The 18,195-nt window shown below is 62.3% G+C and carries 17 protein-coding genes; 8 read left to right on the plus strand and 9 right to left on the minus strand.

The features are described from left to right. The first annotated feature begins 29 nt into the window (after positions 1-29). Positions 30-1,049 (plus strand): LysR family transcriptional regulator, encoded by a 1,020-nt coding sequence (locus tag MSG32_RS03495; protein WP_248377695.1) that lies wholly within the window; start codon positions 30-32, stop codon positions 1,047-1,049. Here MSG32_RS03495 and MSG32_RS03500 read toward each other — a convergent pair. Beyond that, positions 1,029-1,952, minus strand: a complete 924-nt coding sequence (locus MSG32_RS03500; protein ID WP_248377696.1) for a LysR substrate-binding domain-containing protein — start codon at positions 1,950-1,952, stop codon at positions 1,029-1,031. The genes MSG32_RS03495 and MSG32_RS03500 overlap by 21 nt on opposite strands. Before the next feature lie 133 nt (positions 1,953-2,085). On the opposite strand from MSG32_RS03500, the gene MSG32_RS03505 reads away from it, so the two are divergent. From MSG32_RS03505 to MSG32_RS18065, 5 genes are all read left to right on the plus strand, one after another. Continuing rightward, a complete protein-coding gene (locus MSG32_RS03505) occupies positions 2,086-2,562 on the plus strand; it encodes a nuclear transport factor 2 family protein (RefSeq protein WP_192839278.1) in 477 nt (158 codons plus the stop codon). A gap of 94 nt (positions 2,563-2,656) precedes the next feature. Further along, entirely contained in the window at positions 2,657-3,298 is a 642-nt protein-coding gene (locus MSG32_RS03510) for a glutathione S-transferase (RefSeq protein ID WP_248377698.1), read from the plus strand. 28 nt (positions 3,299-3,326) lie between these two features. Then, a complete protein-coding gene (locus MSG32_RS03515; protein WP_248377700.1) occupies positions 3,327-5,480 on the plus strand; it encodes a pyridoxamine 5'-phosphate oxidase family protein in 2,154 nt (717 codons plus the stop codon). Positions 5,481-5,718: 238 nt separating this feature from the next. Further along, on the plus strand, positions 5,719-6,276 hold the full coding sequence (locus MSG32_RS03520; protein WP_248377702.1) for a DUF2628 domain-containing protein: 558 nt from the start codon (positions 5,719-5,721) through the stop codon (positions 6,274-6,276). 26 nt (positions 6,277-6,302) lie between these two features. After that, entirely contained in the window at positions 6,303-6,941 is a 639-nt protein-coding gene (locus tag MSG32_RS18065; protein WP_348983952.1) for a cold shock and DUF1294 domain-containing protein, read from the plus strand. Positions 6,942-7,035: 94 nt separating this feature from the next. On the opposite strand, the gene MSG32_RS03535 is transcribed toward MSG32_RS18065, so the two are convergent. Continuing rightward, the gene (locus MSG32_RS03535; protein ID WP_248377704.1) at positions 7,036-7,977 is read right to left on the minus strand and encodes a 2OG-Fe(II) oxygenase; all 942 of its coding nucleotides are present in this window, start codon (positions 7,975-7,977) and stop codon (positions 7,036-7,038) included. A gap of 197 nt (positions 7,978-8,174) precedes the next feature. Then, positions 8,175-9,869 (minus strand): L-lactate permease, encoded by a 1,695-nt coding sequence (locus MSG32_RS03540; RefSeq protein WP_248377706.1) that lies wholly within the window; start codon positions 9,867-9,869, stop codon positions 8,175-8,177. A gap of 774 nt (positions 9,870-10,643) precedes the next feature. Between MSG32_RS03540 and MSG32_RS03545 the strand changes: the two genes are divergently transcribed. Continuing rightward, positions 10,644-11,606 carry a DMT family transporter gene (locus MSG32_RS03545; protein ID WP_082388906.1) on the plus strand — a complete coding sequence of 321 codons (963 nt, stop codon included), beginning with the start codon at positions 10,644-10,646 and terminating at the stop codon, positions 11,604-11,606. 212 nt (positions 11,607-11,818) lie between these two features. Here the strand turns inward: MSG32_RS03545 and MSG32_RS03550 are convergent, their stop codons facing one another. The 4 genes from MSG32_RS03550 to MSG32_RS03565 all read right to left on the minus strand — a co-directional run bounded on the left by MSG32_RS03550 (position 11,819) and on the right by MSG32_RS03565 (position 14,651). Next, positions 11,819-12,502 carry a hypothetical protein gene (locus MSG32_RS03550; protein ID WP_153636009.1) on the minus strand — a complete coding sequence of 228 codons (684 nt, stop codon included), beginning with the start codon at positions 12,500-12,502 and terminating at the stop codon, positions 11,819-11,821. A gap of 175 nt (positions 12,503-12,677) precedes the next feature. Next, positions 12,678-13,118 carry a YkvA family protein gene (locus MSG32_RS03555; RefSeq protein ID WP_248377708.1) on the minus strand — a complete coding sequence of 147 codons (441 nt, stop codon included), beginning with the start codon at positions 13,116-13,118 and terminating at the stop codon, positions 12,678-12,680. A gap of 293 nt (positions 13,119-13,411) precedes the next feature. Beyond that, positions 13,412-14,137, minus strand: a complete 726-nt coding sequence (locus MSG32_RS03560) for a pirin family protein (protein WP_248377716.1) — start codon at positions 14,135-14,137, stop codon at positions 13,412-13,414. Between the two features lie 61 nt (positions 14,138-14,198). Continuing rightward, positions 14,199-14,651, minus strand: coding sequence for a DoxX family protein (locus MSG32_RS03565; RefSeq protein ID WP_054557158.1), 453 nt, complete (start codon positions 14,649-14,651; stop codon positions 14,199-14,201). 131 nt (positions 14,652-14,782) lie between these two features. Between MSG32_RS03565 and MSG32_RS03570 the strand changes: the two genes are divergently transcribed. Beyond that, the gene (locus MSG32_RS03570; protein ID WP_248377718.1) at positions 14,783-15,724 is read left to right on the plus strand and encodes a LysR substrate-binding domain-containing protein; all 942 of its coding nucleotides are present in this window, start codon (positions 14,783-14,785) and stop codon (positions 15,722-15,724) included. 15 nt (positions 15,725-15,739) lie between these two features. Here MSG32_RS03570 and tdh read toward each other — a convergent pair whose 3' ends face one another. Together tdh and MSG32_RS03580 are read right to left on the minus strand one after the other, a co-directional pair. Beyond that, a complete protein-coding gene (gene tdh, locus MSG32_RS03575) occupies positions 15,740-16,765 on the minus strand; it encodes an L-threonine 3-dehydrogenase (RefSeq protein WP_248377720.1) in 1,026 nt (341 codons plus the stop codon). Beyond that, positions 16,762-18,000, minus strand: coding sequence for a glycine C-acetyltransferase (locus MSG32_RS03580; protein WP_248377722.1), 1,239 nt, complete (start codon positions 17,998-18,000; stop codon positions 16,762-16,764). The genes tdh and MSG32_RS03580 overlap by 4 nt, the downstream gene beginning before the upstream one ends. Positions 18,001-18,195 lie beyond the last annotated feature (195 nt).

The following is an 18,195-nucleotide window of genomic DNA, read 5'->3' on the forward strand; positions in this document are numbered from 1 at the left end:
GTTGCCTTCAGGGCAATGCTGGGGGCGTGATGAGTCTGGTGCAGGATCGACGTATCAGTCACTTCCATGAGGCGGCAAGACTCGGTAGCGTGCGCGCGGCGGCGGATTTCCTGAATGTGGCGCCTTCCGCGGTCAGTCGACAGATCACCCAGCTGGAGCATGAGCTGGGCATGCCGCTGCTTGAGCGCCATCGCCGCGGGGTCAAACCGACGGAGGCGGGCGAGCGGGTGCTGGAGTATTACCGGCAGCGTCTGGCGCAGCAGGAGGTTCTGCTCGAGTCGTTGCAGTCATTGAAGGGGCTGCAGAGCGGCTCGCTGGTATTGGCGATCGGTGAGGGCTTCATCGAGGGGCTGGCGGGGCCATTGAGTCGTTTCTCCGCGCGCTATCCGGGCATCGAACTCAAGGTGAATCTGTGCGGAACCAATGAAGTGATCCGTCAGGTGGTCGAGGATGAGGCGCATCTGGGACTGGTGTTTCACCCGACTCGCGATCCGAAGATTCGCACGCACGTTTCGCGGCCGCAGCCGGTGTGTGCGGTGGTCAATCCGCAGCATGCCTTGGCTCGGCAGTTTGAGGAGCAACCGTTCGGGGGGCAGCCGCTCGGGGGGCAACAGTTCGGGGCTCAGGAAGGCTCCAGGCGGGCGGCAGGCAAGGCCGAGCCACTGTCGCTGGCAGCGCTGGCCAGTCACTCCCTGGCCCTGCCGGAGGTGTCATTCGGCATCCGCCAGATCGTGGCCCAGGCCGAACATCAGGCCGGAGTGATGCTGAGTCCGACCCTGACCTGCAACGCCCTCGCCATGCTCAAGCAATTCGCGCTGCATGGCGGCGTGACCCTGCTGCCGGAATTCGTGGTCTCCGAGGAGGTCGCCGCTGGCCGCCTGTGTCGAATTCCGCTGCAGGAAGCCCAGTTCGTCACGCCGCATGTGCAGTTGATCAGCCGCCTGGGCCGTCTGTTGAGCGACGGCGCCAGTCGTCTGTCGAGCCTGCTGCAACAGGACATGACGGCCTTCAGCCCGTCGGAGGGGGGCTCAGTCGGTCAATCGCGCTGACGGTGAGGGATTCAGTACAGAATTGGCGCGCAGGCGTTCGGCGGCAAAATCCAGGAAGGTGCGGACCTTGGCCACCGCGCCGCGCCCCTCGCTGTGCAACAGGTGGATCGGCAGCGGCGGTGGCTCCAGCTCCTCCAGTACGGCCTGCAGGCGACCCGCGGCGAGATCCTCGCCGACCTGATAGGACAGCACGCGGGTGATGCCCCAGCCACTGCGGGCCGCCTCGATGCAGGCGGCAATGCTGCTCATCGTTAGCCGGGGGCTCACTCGTATGGCGTGTTCTCCTGCGTGGCCGAAGCGCCACTCCTTGCTGGCATTTAAGTTGCTTGAGGCAACGATGCGCAGTCCGGCCAAGGCCTCCAGCGAGTCCGGCGTGCCCTCGCGGGCGAAATAGCTCGGTGAGCCACACACCACGCGCCGCACGCTGCCGACTCTCAGTGCCGAAAGCCCCGAGGAGGGCAGGGAGCCGATACGCACGGCGATATCGAAGCCTTCCTCGATCATGTTGACCACGCGGTCCACCATGACCACCTCGGCGCGCATCTCGGGGTAGCGTTCGAGGTATTCCATCAGCAGTGGCATCACATGGAGACGGCCGAATTCGGTGGGACAGGTGATGCGCAATACGCCAGTGGGGCGTGTCGCGGCGCCGCTGACACCATCCTCCGCTGCCTGAAGCTCCGCCAGGATGCGCCGTGCATCCGCCAGATACCGCTCACCGATCTCGGTCAGGCGCACGCGACGTGTGGTGCGCGTGAACAGACGTGCGCCCAGGCGGGCTTCCAGGGCATTGATGCCGCGTGTCACCGAGGGGGCGCTCATGCCCAGCGCTCGGCTGCCTGCCGCGAAGCTTTCGGCATCCGCCACGGCCACGAAGACCTCCAGTGTCTGCAGTCGGTCCATCTATGGCTCCTCATGGCGTCGATTATTGTCATTATCTGGAATGATCAATTGTCTCTGCTGAGGATTCTAGCAGCCAGGTGAGGAGAGTAGTGTGGGGATGTGTTTGATCATCCCAACCGCTGGAGCCTCTTTCATGTCAGCCAATCTCCCCCGCCATCCCTTGCCACCGTTCACGCCAGACACTGCGGCACACAAGGTGCGTCTTGCCGAAGACGGCTGGAATAGCCGTGACCCCGAGAAGGTAGCGTTGGCGTATTCCCCGGACACCCGCTGGCGCAATCGCGCCGAATTCGTGACCGGCCGTGATGAGGTGGTGGCCTTCCTGACCCGCAAGTGGGCAAGCGAGCTCGACTATCGCCTGATCAAGGAGCTGTGGGCCAGCGCAGGGAATCGGATCGCCGTGCGTTACGCCTATGAATATCGCAATGACAGCGGGCAGTGGTTTCGCGCCTACGGCAATGAGAACTGGCAGTTTGATGAGCAGGGGTTGATGACCCATCGCCACGCCAGCATCAATGAGCACCCCATCGCGCAGAGCGAGCGCAAGTTCCATTGGCCATTGGGGCGCCGACCGGATGACCACCCCGGGTTGAGCGATTTCGGCTTCTGAGTCGTCATCGCCAGCCACGTTTCCTGCAGCGCACTGCGCTTTGCCGCTCTCGGCTCTTTCCTCTTTGCTTTTTCCTCACATTGTCAGGTGAATCATGAACCCACGCTTTGCTGCCGCGTCAGCGCCCATCCGTCTGTTCCGCAATCCGAAGTCCGGCCACTGTCACCGCGTCGAGCTGATGCTGGCGCTGCTGGACATTCCCTATGAGGCGGTGGATCTCGACATGGCCAACGGCGCGCACAAGGCGCCCGACTTCCTCAGGATCAGTCCGTTCGGGCAGGTGCCGGCCATCGAGGACAATGGCGTCTTCCTGAGTGATTCCAACGCCATCCTCGTCTATCTGGCCCAGCGCTATGACAGCGAGAGACGCTTCATGCCCGGCGACGCCCTGGCAGCGGCCCAAGTACAACGCTGGCTCTCGGTCGCGGCCGGTGAGATTGCCGCTGGCCCCTGCACGGCACGTCTGGTGACCGTCTTCGGTGCTCTCTTTGACCACGAGCAGGCCATCGCCCGCGCGCATGCCCTGTTCGCCGTCATGGAGTCCCATCTGGATCAGCGGCAATACCTGGTGGAGGAGCGCCTGACGTTGGCCGACATCGCGGGTTACAGCTACATCGCCCATGCCCCGGAGGGGGCTGTCAGCCTGAGTCCTTATCCCGCCATTCGTGGCTGGCTTGCGCGTATCGAAGCCGAGCCGGGCTTCGTGGGCATGGCGACGAGCCCGGTACTGGCCTGAGCCCCACCGTCATTCTGAGGGTTTGTCCATGAATGAGCATCGGCAGGTGTTTCATGCAGGTGAGCGACGTGTCCAGGCACGCGCAGGCGTGCCGGAGCATTATCTCGAGCAGGTCGCCCCCTACGTGCGCGACCGGATGCCTGAGCAGCATGTCGCGTTCTTCACGAGTCTGCCGGTGCTGTTCATGGGCGTGCCTGACAGCGACGGCTGGCCGTGGGCGGTGGTGAGCCTTGCGCCGCCCGGGCAGCTTTGCGATGCCACGCCCGGTGAGCTGCAGGTGCATGCACGACCGGCGCTGGGGAAATTGCTGGGGCTGGATTTCACTCCCGGTACCAGGGTCGGCGTGCTGGGGCTGGATCTGGCCAGTCGGCGGCGCAATCGCCTGAATGGCACCCTGCTTGCCCCTGAAGCGGTGGCGGGCATGGCGCCCGATGGGCTGCGGATCGGGGTCGATCAGAGCTACGGCAACTGTCCGCAATACATCCAGCAACGTGAGATCGACTGGGCTGCCGAGCAGGCGAAAGCGCTGGTCAGCCGCGAGGTGGCACTTAATAACGAGGCGACATGGAACGATGAAGAGGCGCGCGCCTTGCTGGCCCAGGCGGACACCTTCTTCATCGCGACCCGCGCAGGTGAGCTGGACGATGCTGCGCCCAACGGCGTGGATGTCTCGCATCGTGGCGGCAGGCCAGGCTTTCTGCACCTGAATGCCGATGGCAGCCTGTCGTTTCCCGATTTTGCCGGCAATCGCTTCTTCAACACCCTGGGCAATATCGAGCTGGATTCCCGCGTCAGCCTGTTGATTCCCGACTTCATCACGGGTGATGTGTTGGTGCTCAAGGGGCGTGCCCGGGTCGACTGGAACCCCCAGCGGGCAGCGCTGGTCGCGGGCGCCGAGCGCATCGTGGATGTGGTGCCAGAGCAGGTACTGCATGTCGAGCATGCCTTGCCGGCGCAGGGGCGTCTGATCGAACTCTCGCCGTCGCTTGAGCAGACCGGTGACTGGCCGGCCCCTGACGAGGCGCCCGTACCCTTGCGTCGTTTGCGCGTCATCGACAAGGTGCGCGAAAGTGACTCGATCACCTCCTTTTATCTGGCGCCATGGCCGCTAGCGGGGCAGGAGCGCGAACCGGCGGAAATCGCCGCCTATCACCCCGGCCAGTTTCTGACCCTGCGTCTGGCCTCCACGCCACAGCGGCCCTTGTCCTGCGGCGAGATCGCGGTGATGCGTAGCTACAGCATTTCGCAGGCCTGGCGGGCGGGGCAGAGTGCCTATCGCATCTCGGTACGCCGCGACCCCAAGGGACTTGCCTCACGCCTGTTGCATGATGAATTCGCGGTGGGCGATGTGCTGGAAGCGACACCCCCGGCGGGGGATTTCGTGTTGCAGGACTCGCCCGCACCTCGCGTACTGCTGTCATCCGGCGTCGGCATCACGCCGATGATCGCCATGCTGGAGGCCTTGATACAGCAGGCAGAAGCGGGGCATCCGCCGCTCGGTGAAGTGGTCTTCCTGCATGCCGCGCGTGATGGGCGTGAGCTGGCATTTCTCGACACGCTGGAGCGCTGGTCGCGCGCCCATGCGTGGCTGCATCTGCATATCGCCTTGTCGCGCCCGAGTGCGGCGGATCTCGTGGCCGGGCGGCATCAATCTGTGGGCAGATTGGAGCTGGTGAGTCTGGCGGGCAGCCTGCCGGACCTTGCCTCCAGCCATGTCTATCTGTGTGGTTCCGAGGGCTTCATGCGCGCGCAATATGCCGCCTTGCTGGCGCTGGGGTTACCGCGGGAGCAACTGCATCACGAATTCTTCGGGCGTGGTTCGCTGGAGAAGGGGGAGGCAACCGCGGTTGCGCTATCGGCAGACTTCCAGGCGAGCTTGCCGGAGCGTACTCGGGTCACCTTCACGCCTCGCGTGGCACCCGGGCAGCCATCGGCCAGCGACGTGGGAATCACACGACAGTGGACACCCCAACAGGGCAGTCTGCTTGAGCTGGCCGAGCAGTCAGGCGTGAATACCCTGTCCAGTTGCCGTGCCGGGCGCTGTGGCAGCTGCGCATTGCGACTGCTCGCGGGTGAGGTCAAGTATCCCGAGCCGCCACAGGCCGCCGTGGCTCAGGGACAGTTGCTGATGTGCTGTGCCTATCCGGCCAATGATCAGCCGCTGGTCATCCAGACGCTTTGAGCTGCGTCGTCGGGCGCGAATGGCTTGGTATGAATGGCTTGGTGTGAATGGCTCGGTGCGAATGGCTGGACATGAATGACTGGGCGCGGCTGACAAGCTTGAGGAGAATCAGTGAGATAGCGATAGATCAGTTCATGGTCCTGACAAGTGGCCGGCGGTATAGTACGAAGGGTGTGTCATTTATCCGAGCCTGTCGCAGCTTGTTGCCCGCTCGGCATCACAGACAAGGATTTTCACGATGGCTTCATTTCGTATTCTGACGCATCCCGAGCACGGGACGCGTGCCGTCAAGATCGGCTGGTCATGGCCGGCATTCTTCTTCGGCCTGTTCTGGGCGCTCTACAAGCGCATGTGGCTGCTGGCGGCCAGTCTGTTCGGCTTCATCGTGCTCAGCTCGGTCTTCATTCCGGCGACGCAGGGAGGGCAGCTGATCTCCAACATCCTGTTCCTGGGCCTCAATTTGACCATCAGCCTCAAGGGCAACCTGTGGTACGCGAGCCTGCTGGAAACCCAGGGCTATCAAGAGCAGGCCCAGGTCTCGGCGCGCAATCCCGATGATGCGCTGGCCGTGTACGCCAATTCGCAAAAGGCTTCTGCTGCCGATATCCGCGACCATGAACAAGGCGGCGCTGACTCGCGGGATCAGGACCCATGGGGCGATCAGCGTGACGAGCGGGAGCGCAAGGATGGCAGGGGTGACAGAGTTGAAAGAGATGAAAAAGATGACGACGACAACGACGATGGTGGCTCCGGCGGCAAGGGCGGCGGCAACGCCACGGGCACCTTCATCGGCTAAGGGCCTGCCCGGGAAGAGATGAGACGATGAACCTTCAAGGACGATTGACGCGCTGGAACGATGACAAGGGCTTTGGCTTCATTACCCCGGCGTCGGGTGGCAAGGATGTCTTTGCGCACATCAGCGCCTACCAGGGGCGCGGGCGACCCAAGGCCAGCGCGCAGGTGCACTATCAGTTGGGCATGGATGACAACAACCGCCCACGTGCCATCCGCTTTCGCACCCATGGGGCCGGAGCTTCCAGTACGTCCGCTGGTGTCATGTTCGCGTGGCTGATGGCGTTGGTCGTCGCGGTCGTTCTCGGGGTGGGATGGCAGCAAGGGCGTCTGCCATGGATGTTGCCTGCAGCGTATCTGGGCATGAGCCTGGTGGCGTACATGGCGTATCGGGTAGATAAACTGGCCGCTGCTGAGAGTGAACAGAGAGTCCGCGAGGATACCTTGCACTTCATGGAGCTGCTGTGTGGCTGGCCGGGCGCGCTGATCGCCCAGCAGAGCCTGCGTCACAAGACGCGCAAGACAAGTTATCAGTTCGTGTTCTGGTGTGCGGTACTGCTCAATATCGCGGCCGTGAGCTGGCTGACTCTCTCGCCGGATGCCGCGACCCTTCGTGATCTGCTTGGCTTTCCCATCATGGCAGGCGAGGCCATGATCAGGTGGTCATGAGCGGATGATTGAGCGGCGTTATCGAGCGCATGACAACGACAAAGGGGGCCTATCAAAGGCCCCCTTTGTCGTTTTTGCTCACTAGCGATAGCCATCAGAACGGTGCGAAATCATCCTGTTCGGCGCTCGAGGCGACCCAGCGGTCTCTGGCAGGTATCGTCCGACGTTGGGCGCCCTGTGGCGGTATCTGGCCTCGCTCACCATACAGCCACAGCACCAGGTTGGAGCGCTGGCCGCTGGTGATCGGCTGCGCGGCATGCGGCACATTACCGCGATGCAACATGGCCGAGCCGGGCGTGAACGAGAAGCGCACTGCGTCGCCGCTAGCGGCGTCCAGAACGTCCAGTTCAGAGCCCTCGAAGGTCTCGTCGGGCAGGTTCATGTTGATGTTGAGAGTCACGGACGAGGCGTCGGTATGCGGCCGAATCGAGGCGTCCGTGGTGGGCTGATAATGGATCGAGAAGCCGAAGGACTGGCTGTCGTAGCCGATGATTTCCGGGAACAGCAGCCGCGAGATCGGGCGCATGTAGGTGTCCAGCAGCTGCTGATAGAACGCCTGGAAACCCGGTGCCGCCAGATAGCCCTCTGAGCGACGGTCGAGCATGGCGCCGCGTCGATTGAGCACGATGCCGTAGGGCGGGCGCAGCGGAATGCCGGCGTCCCATGCCTGTTCCAGCATGTTGCGCAAATCAGCAATGCGCTCGACATCGAAGAGCTGGAACTGATAGACGTCAGTAGCGACTTCTGTCATCAGCGCCTTGACGTCCGTCTCGCGCTCGGGATTTTCCCACGCCTGCTTGACGGCAGTGCGCAGCGCCTCGTCGATCAATCCACTATCGAGGATGGCGAGGTCGTCTTGCTCGACGGCTTCCCATTCACGCCAGGCGTCACTCAGCAGCTGACGATGGCTGTCCCAGAATTGCTGGACGGAGGGGGCGCGCCGCAGCATGGCCTCGCGGGAAGGAAGTTCAAGCTCGCGGGCTTGCTGTAACCGGGCCTGCTGTAATCGGGTAGGGTGCAATACAGAATGGGTCATGGGATGTCTGCTCCAGAAACTTGCGACATGAGACTGCCGTTTCGGTGATGTTGGGCAATTTATTACGCCGTGCCTTGTTGATAAACAGGCCCCTGGAGTAAACACATTCAATATTCTGTTGATGATCTCCACACGACAGCAGGCCCGCACACAATGCGGGCCTGCTGTCGTTTGCCAGAGTGATACGAGGCGTGTTGTCAGCTCATCAAGCCGTCGATCACCCCCAGGCCGTGGAAGGCGATCATGCCGATGATGCCAGCGAAGATCACGTAGTAGAGGGTCGGCAGGATCGTCTTGCGAAGCGTGACGCCTTCGCGACCCAGGAGGCCGACGGTGGCCGAGGCGGCTACCACGTTGTGGATGGCGATCATGTTGCCGGCAGCCGCGCCGACCGCCTGGAGGGCGACCATCATGGCGCTGGAGATGCCCAGAGCCTGGGCGACGTTGAACTGGAAATCGGCCAGCATCAGGTTGGAGACGGTGTTGGAGCCGGCGATGAAGGCCCCGAGGGCGCCGACACTCGGCGCGAACAGCGGGTAGATATCGCCCACGCTATCGGCGATGAACTGCGCCATCGCCACCGGCATCGATACCAGATCCGCCTCGTTGACGCCGGAGTTGATCAGGATACGCACCATCGGGATCGTGAACAGCAGCACGAAGCCTGCGCCGAGGATGGTGCGGCTGGACTCGCTGACGGCAGCACTGACGTCTCGCATGCGCATGCGGTGCAGCACGATGGTCAGCAGTACCACGACCACCAGAATACCGCCGGGCAGGTACAAGGGCTGCAGACTGCCGGAGATGTCAGCCTCCCCGAGAATGCCGCTCCAGCCGAAGCTCCACGAGGTCAGCGCCTCCTTGATCGGCGCGATGACGCGCGACATCACCAGCAGCACCGCGAGCAGCACGTACGGCAGCCACCCCATGCCGACCGAGAGCGGCTTGCGACCCTCGACGGGCTCAAGTGTCATGTCCAGCTTGCCGATCCACTCCGCGGGCCAGCTGTCAGCGTTCGGGAAGTCCCAGGTCCGGCTGGGCAGCAGAAAGCCCTTGCGCGCTGCGGGTACCACGATGGCGAGCCCCATCATGGCGCCGATCATCGACGGGAATTCCGGCCCCAGCAGCATGCCCGCCAGTACGTAAGGCACCACGAAGCAGACACCGGCGAACAGCGCGAAGGGGGCGACTTCCAGCCCTTCACGCCAGGAGCGATTGGCACCGAAGAAGCGCACCATCACCGCAACCATGATCAACGGCATGCAGATCCCGATGATGCCGTGGGTGATGGCGACCTCAGAGGTCACCAGCTGGAAGTAGGCGTCCCAGCTCGAGCCATTCGCGGCCAGTGTCTCGCTGACACCGGCCTTGTCGAGGCCACCGGAGACCCCGACCACGATCGGCGTGCCGACCGCACCGAAGGAGACCGGCGTCGATTGCACCATCATGCCCACCACGACCGCCGCCAGGGCCGGGAAGCCCAGCGCCACCATCAAGGGGGCGGCGACGGCGGCAGGGGTGCCGAAGCCGGAGGCACCTTCGATGAAGCAGCCGAACAGCCAGGCGACGATGATGGCCTGCACGCGGCGGTCCGGGCTGATGCCGGAGAAGCCGTTGCGTATCGCGGCAATGCCGCCGGAATGCTTGAGGGTATTGAGCAGCAGCAGGGCGCCGAAGATGATCCACAGGATCGCGACCGTCAGTATCAGCCCTTGGAATGACGAGGCCAGGACACGAGTGAAGGTCATGTCCCAGGCCAGCAAGGCGATCAGTGCAGTGACCACGAAGACGATGGGCATGGCGAGGCGGGCGGCCATGCGAAAGCCGATCAACAGCACCCCGGCGAGCAGCAATGGCACAAAGGCCAATAGTGCCAATAGCGACTGATTCATGTGCAGCACTCTCCCTATGTTGCGTGGCGCCCCATGTTGCGTGGCGAACGTCGTTTTATAAGACTTTGTTGTTGGTGGGTGCGTGGTTATGTCGCACCTGACGCTAGCTCAAGGTAAGAGAGTCCATTTGTTTCTGCTACTTGAGGTCATCTGGTATTACCAGTGATGATCACGAGGTTTATTTGTGCCAACTCGTTGATAGTCAATGACTCTGTGAGGTGTCGCAGCCCACTCATCATGCGCAGCAGGTCAGTTTATTAGACTAAAAGGCGGCTGTTGACCGGGTGAGAGGCGTCTGCTTTCTGAGCGTGACAGGAAGGGGGCCGGCCAATGACATCTGCATGTCACGCGCTTCACGTGCCCAAAGCGCCCCAATAGAAGGAGGAATGGCGAACAAGAAGCTGGTCGAGTGGGGGTGTCTTGCGCGCCATAAGGGCGGACTCACGCCTTGCTGGCTTTCGTGACTTCCCTCTTTCTGGTGGTCGTCATTGTCTCGAGATGATGGGCGAAATGAAGCCCTGTTCAGGCAAGGATATATCCACTGATTATTCAAGAAGTCGCGCACGATTCAGTGACAAGTCACTAGTAGCCGTCATGTCTGTCATGCATTGGCGACAGGTATTCAAGTTTAACTTTCGTTGGCTGATTGAGAATAACAATTGGATACCATTTAAATAAAAGAAAGTACAAATAAGCCGGCTGTGTATATTTACAGGCTCCGGGCGTGTCTTGTTACGCTGTCTTTCCTCAATCAATCACGTCTATGGAGAGCGCATGGCACAATGGGGCACGTTATTGGTCATTCTGGCAGCCCTCCAGTGGGGGATTACCGGTGGGCTGGGAAGTCAGTTGATGTCGTGGGGCTGGCAGGCCGAAGTCATTTCGTTCTGGCGCGCCATGGTGGGGTTCATCTGCATGCTGGGCTGGATGTTTCTGCTGGGCTATCACAAGCGCCCGGCCGACTCCACGCGTGGTCTGTTGGGGTGGTCATTGCTGGCGGGGCTGGGTGTCGCCGGCAATTTCATGTTCTATTTCAAGAGCGTCAATGAAAGCAGCGTCGCGGTGGCTGCCACGCTGATGTACAGCGCGCCCATCTTTGTCTATATCGCCTCTTTCCTGGCGCGGGTCGAGAAACCGACGCCGGTCAAGTTGGGGTCGATCGTGGTGGTGATGATCGGCATCGTATTGCTGACAGGCGTGCTGCAATCCGGCTCTGCCTCTGTCACCCCATTGGGCATCGCCTTTGGCTTGTTGGCGGGCGTGTCTTATGCCGTGTTCATCTTTGCCTTCAAGTCCGCTTCGCGGCATGGCAGTGTGCCGGGCATCCTGGCCATCGCGCTGGGCTTGAGCACCTTGATCATGGTGCCGTTCACGGACATGGGACAGGCGATTGCGGTGCCCTTCGCCGATGAGTGGTGGGTCTTCATCCTGTTCGGGCTGGTGGGCGGTGGCCTGTCCTTCTATTGCTATATTGCCGGGCTGCGTCATAGCTTGCCCTCGGTCGCCTCCATCGTCGCCATGATCGAGCCGATCACTGCCACTCTCTACGGCCTGTTGATTCTGGGTCAGGGGCTGGATGCCATGCAGATAGGTGGCATGGTGCTGATTCTGCTCGCGATCACGGTGCTGAGCCTGGCGCAGAATCGCCCGGATGTGTTGCTGCGCATGCCACTCGGGCTGCGCAAGGACACCTCAAGAGACGCGCAGGCGAAGCAGACGGAACAGACAAGTCAATGACGCCTTTTGAGTCCTGAACTGATGTCTTCATTCTGCTCGCGATCGTGATGAATGCCGCGAGATACACGATGCGCAAGTCTCGATGGCAATAGCGAAGGGATGAAGGGGCCTGAAACACGACAACGCCTCGTCAGCTTGGCTGGCGAGGCGTTGTCGTGTTTACGGTTTTCATGAGCTGTGTCTTGCCAGTGCGTGCTTGATCTGCCTGGCCGTCAGCTATCGCTGAGCACGGCGGCAAGTTCAGGGCTCGGGCGACTGGCGTTGACGAAGAAGTCATTCATCGTCAGCAGCAGGTACTTCTTCATCATGTTCTGGGCCGGCAGGAAGATGCGATCACCGAAGTCGAAGTTGCCTGCCTGGTGCGGCACGGAGTCCTGAACGGCGTAATCCTTGCTGAACAGCAACTGCTCGTTCTTGTCGTAGAGACGATACTGGACATCGAAATCGGCAATGATATCGAAATCTTCATTGGCGACACCGAAGGTCAGCAGATTCTTGGTCAGGTTCTGGGCGATCAGGTAATCAAGATAGACAGGGCCACGATTCTCATGGGCCTGGATTTCCACCTGCAGGCGGTAGTCGCTGGCACGTGCATCATGCGTGATGCGCGAAGACGCGGGCAGTTGCTCACGCAGCAATTGATTGAAGTGGGTCATTGCCGGTGAACAGATGCGCGACAGCTTGATGTTGCCCAGTGGTTGCATGGCCTGTTGGGCTGCGCCGGAAAACAGGTTGGCCTGTGGCTGGCTGTAATAGACGTCGGAATAGAACACCTTGTGCTGGTAGGCCTGCGCCTCCACCGGCGTGACCTTCGGGACATCGATCTGCGCGCGCGACACGCAGCCGGCCAGCACCATGAGGGCAATGCCCGCGCTAGCGAGTTTCATCAATGGCATGGGCATTCGAGTGACGGGCATATGACGAATTCTCGGGCGTGGCGAAGTTGTCGCTCACCGTAACATGCGCATGTCACAAGGCTAAACACGGGCCAGACAACGCCTTTCAACCATTGTTAACTTTTGTTGAATATTGTTGCATTTGTATATGTGAAGAGTCGCAAGAGGCGCCAGCTCAATCGAACCAGCGCTTGAGCGTCGTCTCCGCGCGCGTGGAATGTTCCGGCTTGATATGCGCGGCGACGATGGCGACGGCGCCTGCCATCAGCGTCAGGTCATCGGTGTAGCCAAGCAGCGGTGTGAAGTCGGGCAGACCATCAATGGGCGAGATGAAATAGCCCAGCGCCCCATAGATGGTGGTGCGCGCCCAGAGAGGCGTATCGGGGTCCTGGGCGGCGAAATACATGCGAAATGCAGGATTGAGCACGCGCTTGCCGGCCTTTCTGGCGGCGCCGCTCACCTTGCGCCAGAAGCCGGCCTCCGAGTAGTCCTCGGCATGGGCGTCGAGGGCCTCCTGGTGGGGGCGACTGCCATCGCCCGCCTGCGCTACCTGATCCGGTGCTGGCAGCCTGAGTGTCTCAGGCGGCTCGGCGGCGATGATGGTCTCATTCGTCATGGCGCTGTCTCCGTCATCAGAAGGTGTCGGCAATGGCTGCCAGCTTCATACCCTGCGCTGTAAGCCTTACTCTACCATGTGACTTTGCGCGGGTTGCGTCGTTCCATGGTTCGCTCCGGGAATCGCTCCGTGAGTCACTCCGGTAATCGCTCCCTGTGTCGTGCTGTGGAGCGCTTCGTGAGCCGCTGCGTGCTGGCAATGACAGACAGAAAGACGCCGCTTCCTCACCCGTATCGATTGGGCAGGGAGGCGGCGTCATTTTTGGCGATCAGGCACAGATCAGCATCAACGGGTCAGGCGGGCAGGTCGAACAGCAGGGCATGCAGCCGGTGGGCATCGCTCAGCACGAGTTGTGATGTCTGATCCAGCGTCACGGCGTCGCCTGCGCCCAGCGAGACACTTTGCGCATCGTCCGCGCTCAAGCGCGTGGTCCCGTCGATCACGTGCAGATAGTAGCGGCGCTCGGTGTCCAGTGGCAGTTCCAGTGCTGCGCGCTGCTCGTCATCTCCTTGCGGGCCGATGCGATACATCCGGGCATCCTGATTGATGGTCAGCACCCCTAGCGCGGCTTGCGCCGGTGGTGCGATCAACAGGGTGAGACCGTCGCGGGCGGCGAAGGGCTGCTGCTGATAGCGCGGCGGCAGCCCCTTGGCCTGTGGCGTGATCCAGATCTGCAGAAAGTGCAGTGGCTCGCGGGACGAGGCGTTGTACTCACTGTGCTCGATGCCCGTCCCGGCACTCATCAGCTGGACTTCGCCCACCCCCAGGGTGTGCTTTGAGCCCATGCTGTCGCGGTGCTCGATGCTGCCTGACAGCACATAGCTGATGATTTCCATGTCGCTGTGCGAGTGCGGATCGAAACCTGCGCCCGGCGCCACGCGGTCATCGTTGATCACGCGCAGCACGGAGACGCCCATGTGAGCCGGGTCGTAGTAGCTGGCGAAGGAGAAACTGTGGCGGCTCTCCAGCCAGGCGAACCTGGCATGGCCGCGCGCATTGCCGGGACGTAACGTGAGCATGGCAACCTCCTGAGACTTTGCGGGCGCGCATTGAGTGATGAATAGCCAGCCTTCAGCAGGCTCATGAATCGTGCCTGGCCGGGCTCAGCAGACGGTCGAGTGACAGCTTGCCGCCGCCGGTGATCGCCAGGCTCGCCGCGATGGTCAGCAGTGCCAGTGCGTATTCGTAGCCGTTGTTGCTCGCGAACAGCCCATTGCCGATATGCACGGTCAGGATGGCGATCAGCATGGTGAAGGCCAGCACGGCAGCCGCCGGACGTGTCAGCAGGCCGATCAGGATCGCCAGTCCGCCGAAGAACTCGCCGCTGCCGGACAGCAGCGCCATCAGGTAGCCCGGCTCGATACCGATGGACGCCATCCACTGACCGGTGCCTTCCAGACCGTAGCCGCCGAAGGCGCCGAACAGTTTCTGTGAGCCGTGGGCCATGAAGATGATGCCGGTCGGGACACGCAGCACCAGGCTTGCGAGGCTGGAATCGGTGGTCATCAGGCGAGAGAGGGCGGACTTGAACATGTGTGGCTCCAGTGATCAGGGGATATGAGGTCTTTCAGATCAGTGTGTTTGATCGATGGAGCTACTATAGAATGAGGCTTATCAAAAAAATAACGGAGGATTCTGGTCTCAATGATCAGAATTTTTGAATCATGGTCTCACCCATCACACTCGACGCCCTGCGCGTGCTGGATGCCATCGAGCGGCGGGGCAGTTTCGCCGCGGCCGCCGAGACACTGCATCGCGTGCCCTCGGCGATTTCCTATTCGGTCCAGAAGCTGGAGGAAGAGCTGGGCGTGCCGCTGTTCGATCGCTCGCGTCGCAAGGCCGAGCTGACCGATGCGGGCCACCTGGTGCTGGCGCATGGGCGGCGCATTCTGCTGGCCACCGAGGAGATGACGGCGCTGGCGCGTCAGGCGGGAGCGGGCTGGGAGGTCGAACTGCGTATCTGCGTCGATACCATTCTTGACCCTGATGCGCTCTATCCGCTGTTGGAGGAATTCCAGGCCCTCCAGCCGCGCACGCGGGTGGTGTTGAGCGAGGAGGTGATGGCGGGTGCCTGGGATGCGCTGCATGACAATCGCTGTGATCTGGTGATCGGCGCGCCCGGCGAGCCACCGGTGTCGGGGCTTGCGTGCCGGCGGTTCGGCGCAATAGAACCGGTCTTCGCCGTGGCGGCAGATCATCCGCTGACCCGGCTGGCGCAGCCGATTGCCATCGAGGCGCTGCAGGAGTATCCCACCGTGATCGTGGCGGACAGTTCGCGCAGTCTGCCCGGCCATTCTTCCGGCTTGCTGGATGGCCGCAGCCAGATCATCGTCAAGACCACGGCGCAGAAGATCGAGGTCCAGCGCAAGGGGCTGGGAGTCGGCTATCTGCCGCGGCATCGGATCCATCGCCAGCTGGAGGAGGGCAGTCTGGCACTGCTGCAGTTGGAGACGGCGCGCGCGCCGATCGATCTCTCGCTCGCGTGGCGCAGTGGTCGTCAGGGCAAGGCGCTCAAATGGTTCCTCGAGCGCCTTGCCGCGCCCGGCATGGGCGAGGCCTTCGGGCTGTTGCCGCGCGAGGCGGCGACTGACTTGCGTGGAGACTGAACCGAGCAGACGCCCTCAGCCCCAGTCGAGCACCACCTTGCCCGACTGACCGGAGCCCATGATCTCGAAGCCCTGCTGGAAGTCTGCGACGCCCAGGCGATGGGTGATGATGGGCGAGAGATCCAGCCCTGACTGGATCAGGCTGGCCATCTTGTACCAGGTCTCGAACATCTCACGACCGTAGATGCCCTTGATGGTCAGCCCCTTGAAGATGACCTTGGTCCAGTCGATGGCCATCTCGCCGGGCGGAATGCCCAGCATGGCGATCTTGCCGCCATGATTGATGACATCGAGCATCTGCTCGACGGCGGAAGGCACGCCGGACATTTCCAGCACCACATCGAAGCCCTCATGCATGTCGAGCTCCGCCATCACCTCCTGCAGGGATTCGCGGCTGACATTGACGGTGCGGGTCGCGCCCATGCGCTCGGCCAGTGCCAGTCGATAGTCATTCACGTCGGTGATCACCACGTGGCGAGCCCCGATATGGCGGATGACCGCCGCCGCCATGATGCCGATGGGCCCGGCGCCGGTGATCAACACGTCCTCGCCGACCACATCGAACGCCAGCGCCGTATGCACGGCATTGCCGAAGGGGTCGAAGATGGCCGCCAGGTCATCGCTGATCTCATCCGGCAGCTTGAAGAGGTTGTAGGCGGGCAGGGCGAGGTATTCGGCGAAGGCGCCGGGGCGGTTGACGCCCACGCCCTCGGTATTGCGACACAGATGGCGACGCCCCGCGCGGCAGTTGCGGCAATGACCGCAGGTGATGTGCCCTTCGCCCGAGACACGGTCGCCGATCTCGTAGCCGCGCACCTCGCTGCCCAGCGCGACGATCTCCCCCGCATACTCATGACCGGTGATCATCGGCACCGGCACGGTCGCCTGCGACCACTCATCCCACTGATAGATGTGCATGTCCGTGCCGCAGATCGCGGTCTTGCGGATCTTGATCAGCACATCGTTGTGGCCGATTTCCGGCACGGCCGTCTCGGTCATCCAGATGCCGGGTTCGGCCTTGAGCTTGGCCAGCGCCTTCATGCATCACCTCCCGTCGTGGAGTCGATCACGCCCATCTCGCGGCCGATTCGCGTGAAGGCGGCAATGGCCGTCTCGATCTGCTCCGGGGTATGCGCCGCCGAGATCTGGGTGCGAATGCGCGCCTGTCCCTTGGGCACCACCGGATAGGAAAACCCGATCACGTAGATGCCGGCCTCCAGCAGGCGATTGGCGAAGTCGCCCGCCAGGCGTGCATCGCCGATCATCACCGGAATGATGGCGTGACCGGCACCCGCGAGGGTGAAGCCGGCCTCCTGCATGCCACGACGAAAGCGTTCGACGTTCTCCCACAGTTGATGGCGCGCCTCGGCGCTGTCCTCGACCTTGTCCAGCGCCTTGAGAGTCGCCGCCACGATGGCCGGCGCCAGCGAGTTGGAGAACAGATAAGGGCGCGAGCGCTGGCGCAGCCACTCGACGATGGGCCCGCGCGCTGCCGTCACCCCGCCCAAGGCCCCGCCCAGTGCCTTGCCGAAGGTGGTGGTGATGATGTCGATCTGATCCATCACGTCATGGTATTCGTGGCTGCCACGCCCGTTGGCCCCCACGAAGCCGGTGGCGTGGGAGTCATCCACCATCACCAGCGCATCGTAGCGTCTGGCGAGCTCGCAGATGCCCTTGAGGTTGGCGATCACGCCATCCATCGAGAAGACACCGTCGGTGGCGATCAGCTTGAAGCGTGCACCGGCGGCGTCCGCTTGCTGGAGGCGGGCCTCGAGTTCGCGCATGTCATTGTTGGCATAGCGATAGCGGCTGGCCTTGCACAGACGCACGCCATCGATGATGGAGGCGTGATTGAGCGCATCGGAAATGATGGCGTCTTCAGGGCCGAAGAGTGTCTCGAACAGGCCGCCATTGGCATCGAAACACGAGGAATAGAGGATGGCATCGTCCATGCCGAGAAAGGCCGCGAGGCGTTTTTCCAGCACGCGATGCTGATGGTGAGTGCCGCAGATGAAGCGCACCGAGGCCATGCCGAAGCCGTCACGCTCCAGCGCCTGTTGCGCGGCGGCAATCAGCTCGGGGCTATCGGCCAGGCCCAAATAGTTGTTGGCGCAGAAGTTGATCACCTCCGACCCTTGCCCCTCGCGTTCATCACCGCCCGCGACCCGCAGGCTGGCACCCTGGGGCGAGGTGATCTCGCGCTCCTGCTTGTAGAGACCTTCTTCATGCAGCTCATTGATCTGACGGCTGAGGTGGTCGTGGAAACTGGCTGGCATGCGTCGCTCCTGTGGTCCGTCACACTGTCGGGTGTCACCGCTGGGCTCGGTCTGCTTGAGCCGTCTTGTTCGCAGAGACTGTCAACCTGTTACTGACAGCATAGTGGTCTGCCAGAGCGTATGCCGACAAGGGGCGAGCGTCGGGGGAGGGAAAAGGTCTGCAGCAGACGTGACACGGCCCTGCACCTCTTGCGA

It is taken from the genome of Cobetia sp. 1CM21F, from assembly GCF_023161745.1.
GTDB classification, from domain to species: domain Bacteria; phylum Pseudomonadota; class Gammaproteobacteria; order Pseudomonadales; family Halomonadaceae; genus Cobetia; species Cobetia amphilecti.

Coding starts and splice junctions, on each gene's coding strand:
- MSG32_RS03545 (WP_082388906.1), top strand. CDS start 10,644: ATGGCACAATGGGGCACGTTATTGGTCATTCTGGCAGCCCTCCAGTGG.
- MSG32_RS03515 (WP_248377700.1), top strand. CDS start 3,327: ATGAATGAGCATCGGCAGGTGTTTCATGCAGGTGAGCGACGTGTCCAG.
- MSG32_RS03520 (WP_248377702.1), top strand. CDS start 5,719: ATGGCTTCATTTCGTATTCTGACGCATCCCGAGCACGGGACGCGTGCC.
- MSG32_RS03570 (WP_248377718.1), top strand. CDS start 14,783: ATGGTCTCACCCATCACACTCGACGCCCTGCGCGTGCTGGATGCCATC.
- MSG32_RS03495 (WP_248377695.1), top strand. CDS start 30: ATGAGTCTGGTGCAGGATCGACGTATCAGTCACTTCCATGAGGCGGCA.
- MSG32_RS03535 (WP_248377704.1), bottom strand. CDS start 7,977: ATGACCCATTCTGTATTGCACCCTACCCGATTACAGCAGGCCCGGTTA.
- MSG32_RS03540 (WP_248377706.1), bottom strand. CDS start 9,869: ATGAATCAGTCGCTATTGGCACTATTGGCCTTTGTGCCATTGCTGCTC.
- MSG32_RS03580 (WP_248377722.1), bottom strand. CDS start 18,000: ATGCCAGCCAGTTTCCACGACCACCTCAGCCGTCAGATCAATGAGCTG.
- MSG32_RS03560 (WP_248377716.1), bottom strand. CDS start 14,137: ATGCTCACGTTACGTCCCGGCAATGCGCGCGGCCATGCCAGGTTCGCC.
- MSG32_RS03555 (WP_248377708.1), bottom strand. CDS start 13,118: ATGACGAATGAGACCATCATCGCCGCCGAGCCGCCTGAGACACTCAGG.
- MSG32_RS03565 (WP_054557158.1), bottom strand. CDS start 14,651: ATGTTCAAGTCCGCCCTCTCTCGCCTGATGACCACCGATTCCAGCCTC.
- MSG32_RS18065 (WP_348983952.1), top strand. CDS start 6,303: ATGAACCTTCAAGGACGATTGACGCGCTGGAACGATGACAAGGGCTTT.
- MSG32_RS03505 (WP_192839278.1), top strand. CDS start 2,086: ATGTCAGCCAATCTCCCCCGCCATCCCTTGCCACCGTTCACGCCAGAC.
- MSG32_RS03510 (WP_248377698.1), top strand. CDS start 2,657: ATGAACCCACGCTTTGCTGCCGCGTCAGCGCCCATCCGTCTGTTCCGC.
- tdh (WP_248377720.1), bottom strand. CDS start 16,765: ATGAAGGCGCTGGCCAAGCTCAAGGCCGAACCCGGCATCTGGATGACC.
- MSG32_RS03550 (WP_153636009.1), bottom strand. CDS start 12,502: ATGCCATTGATGAAACTCGCTAGCGCGGGCATTGCCCTCATGGTGCTG.
- MSG32_RS03500 (WP_248377696.1), bottom strand. CDS start 1,952: ATGGACCGACTGCAGACACTGGAGGTCTTCGTGGCCGTGGCGGATGCC.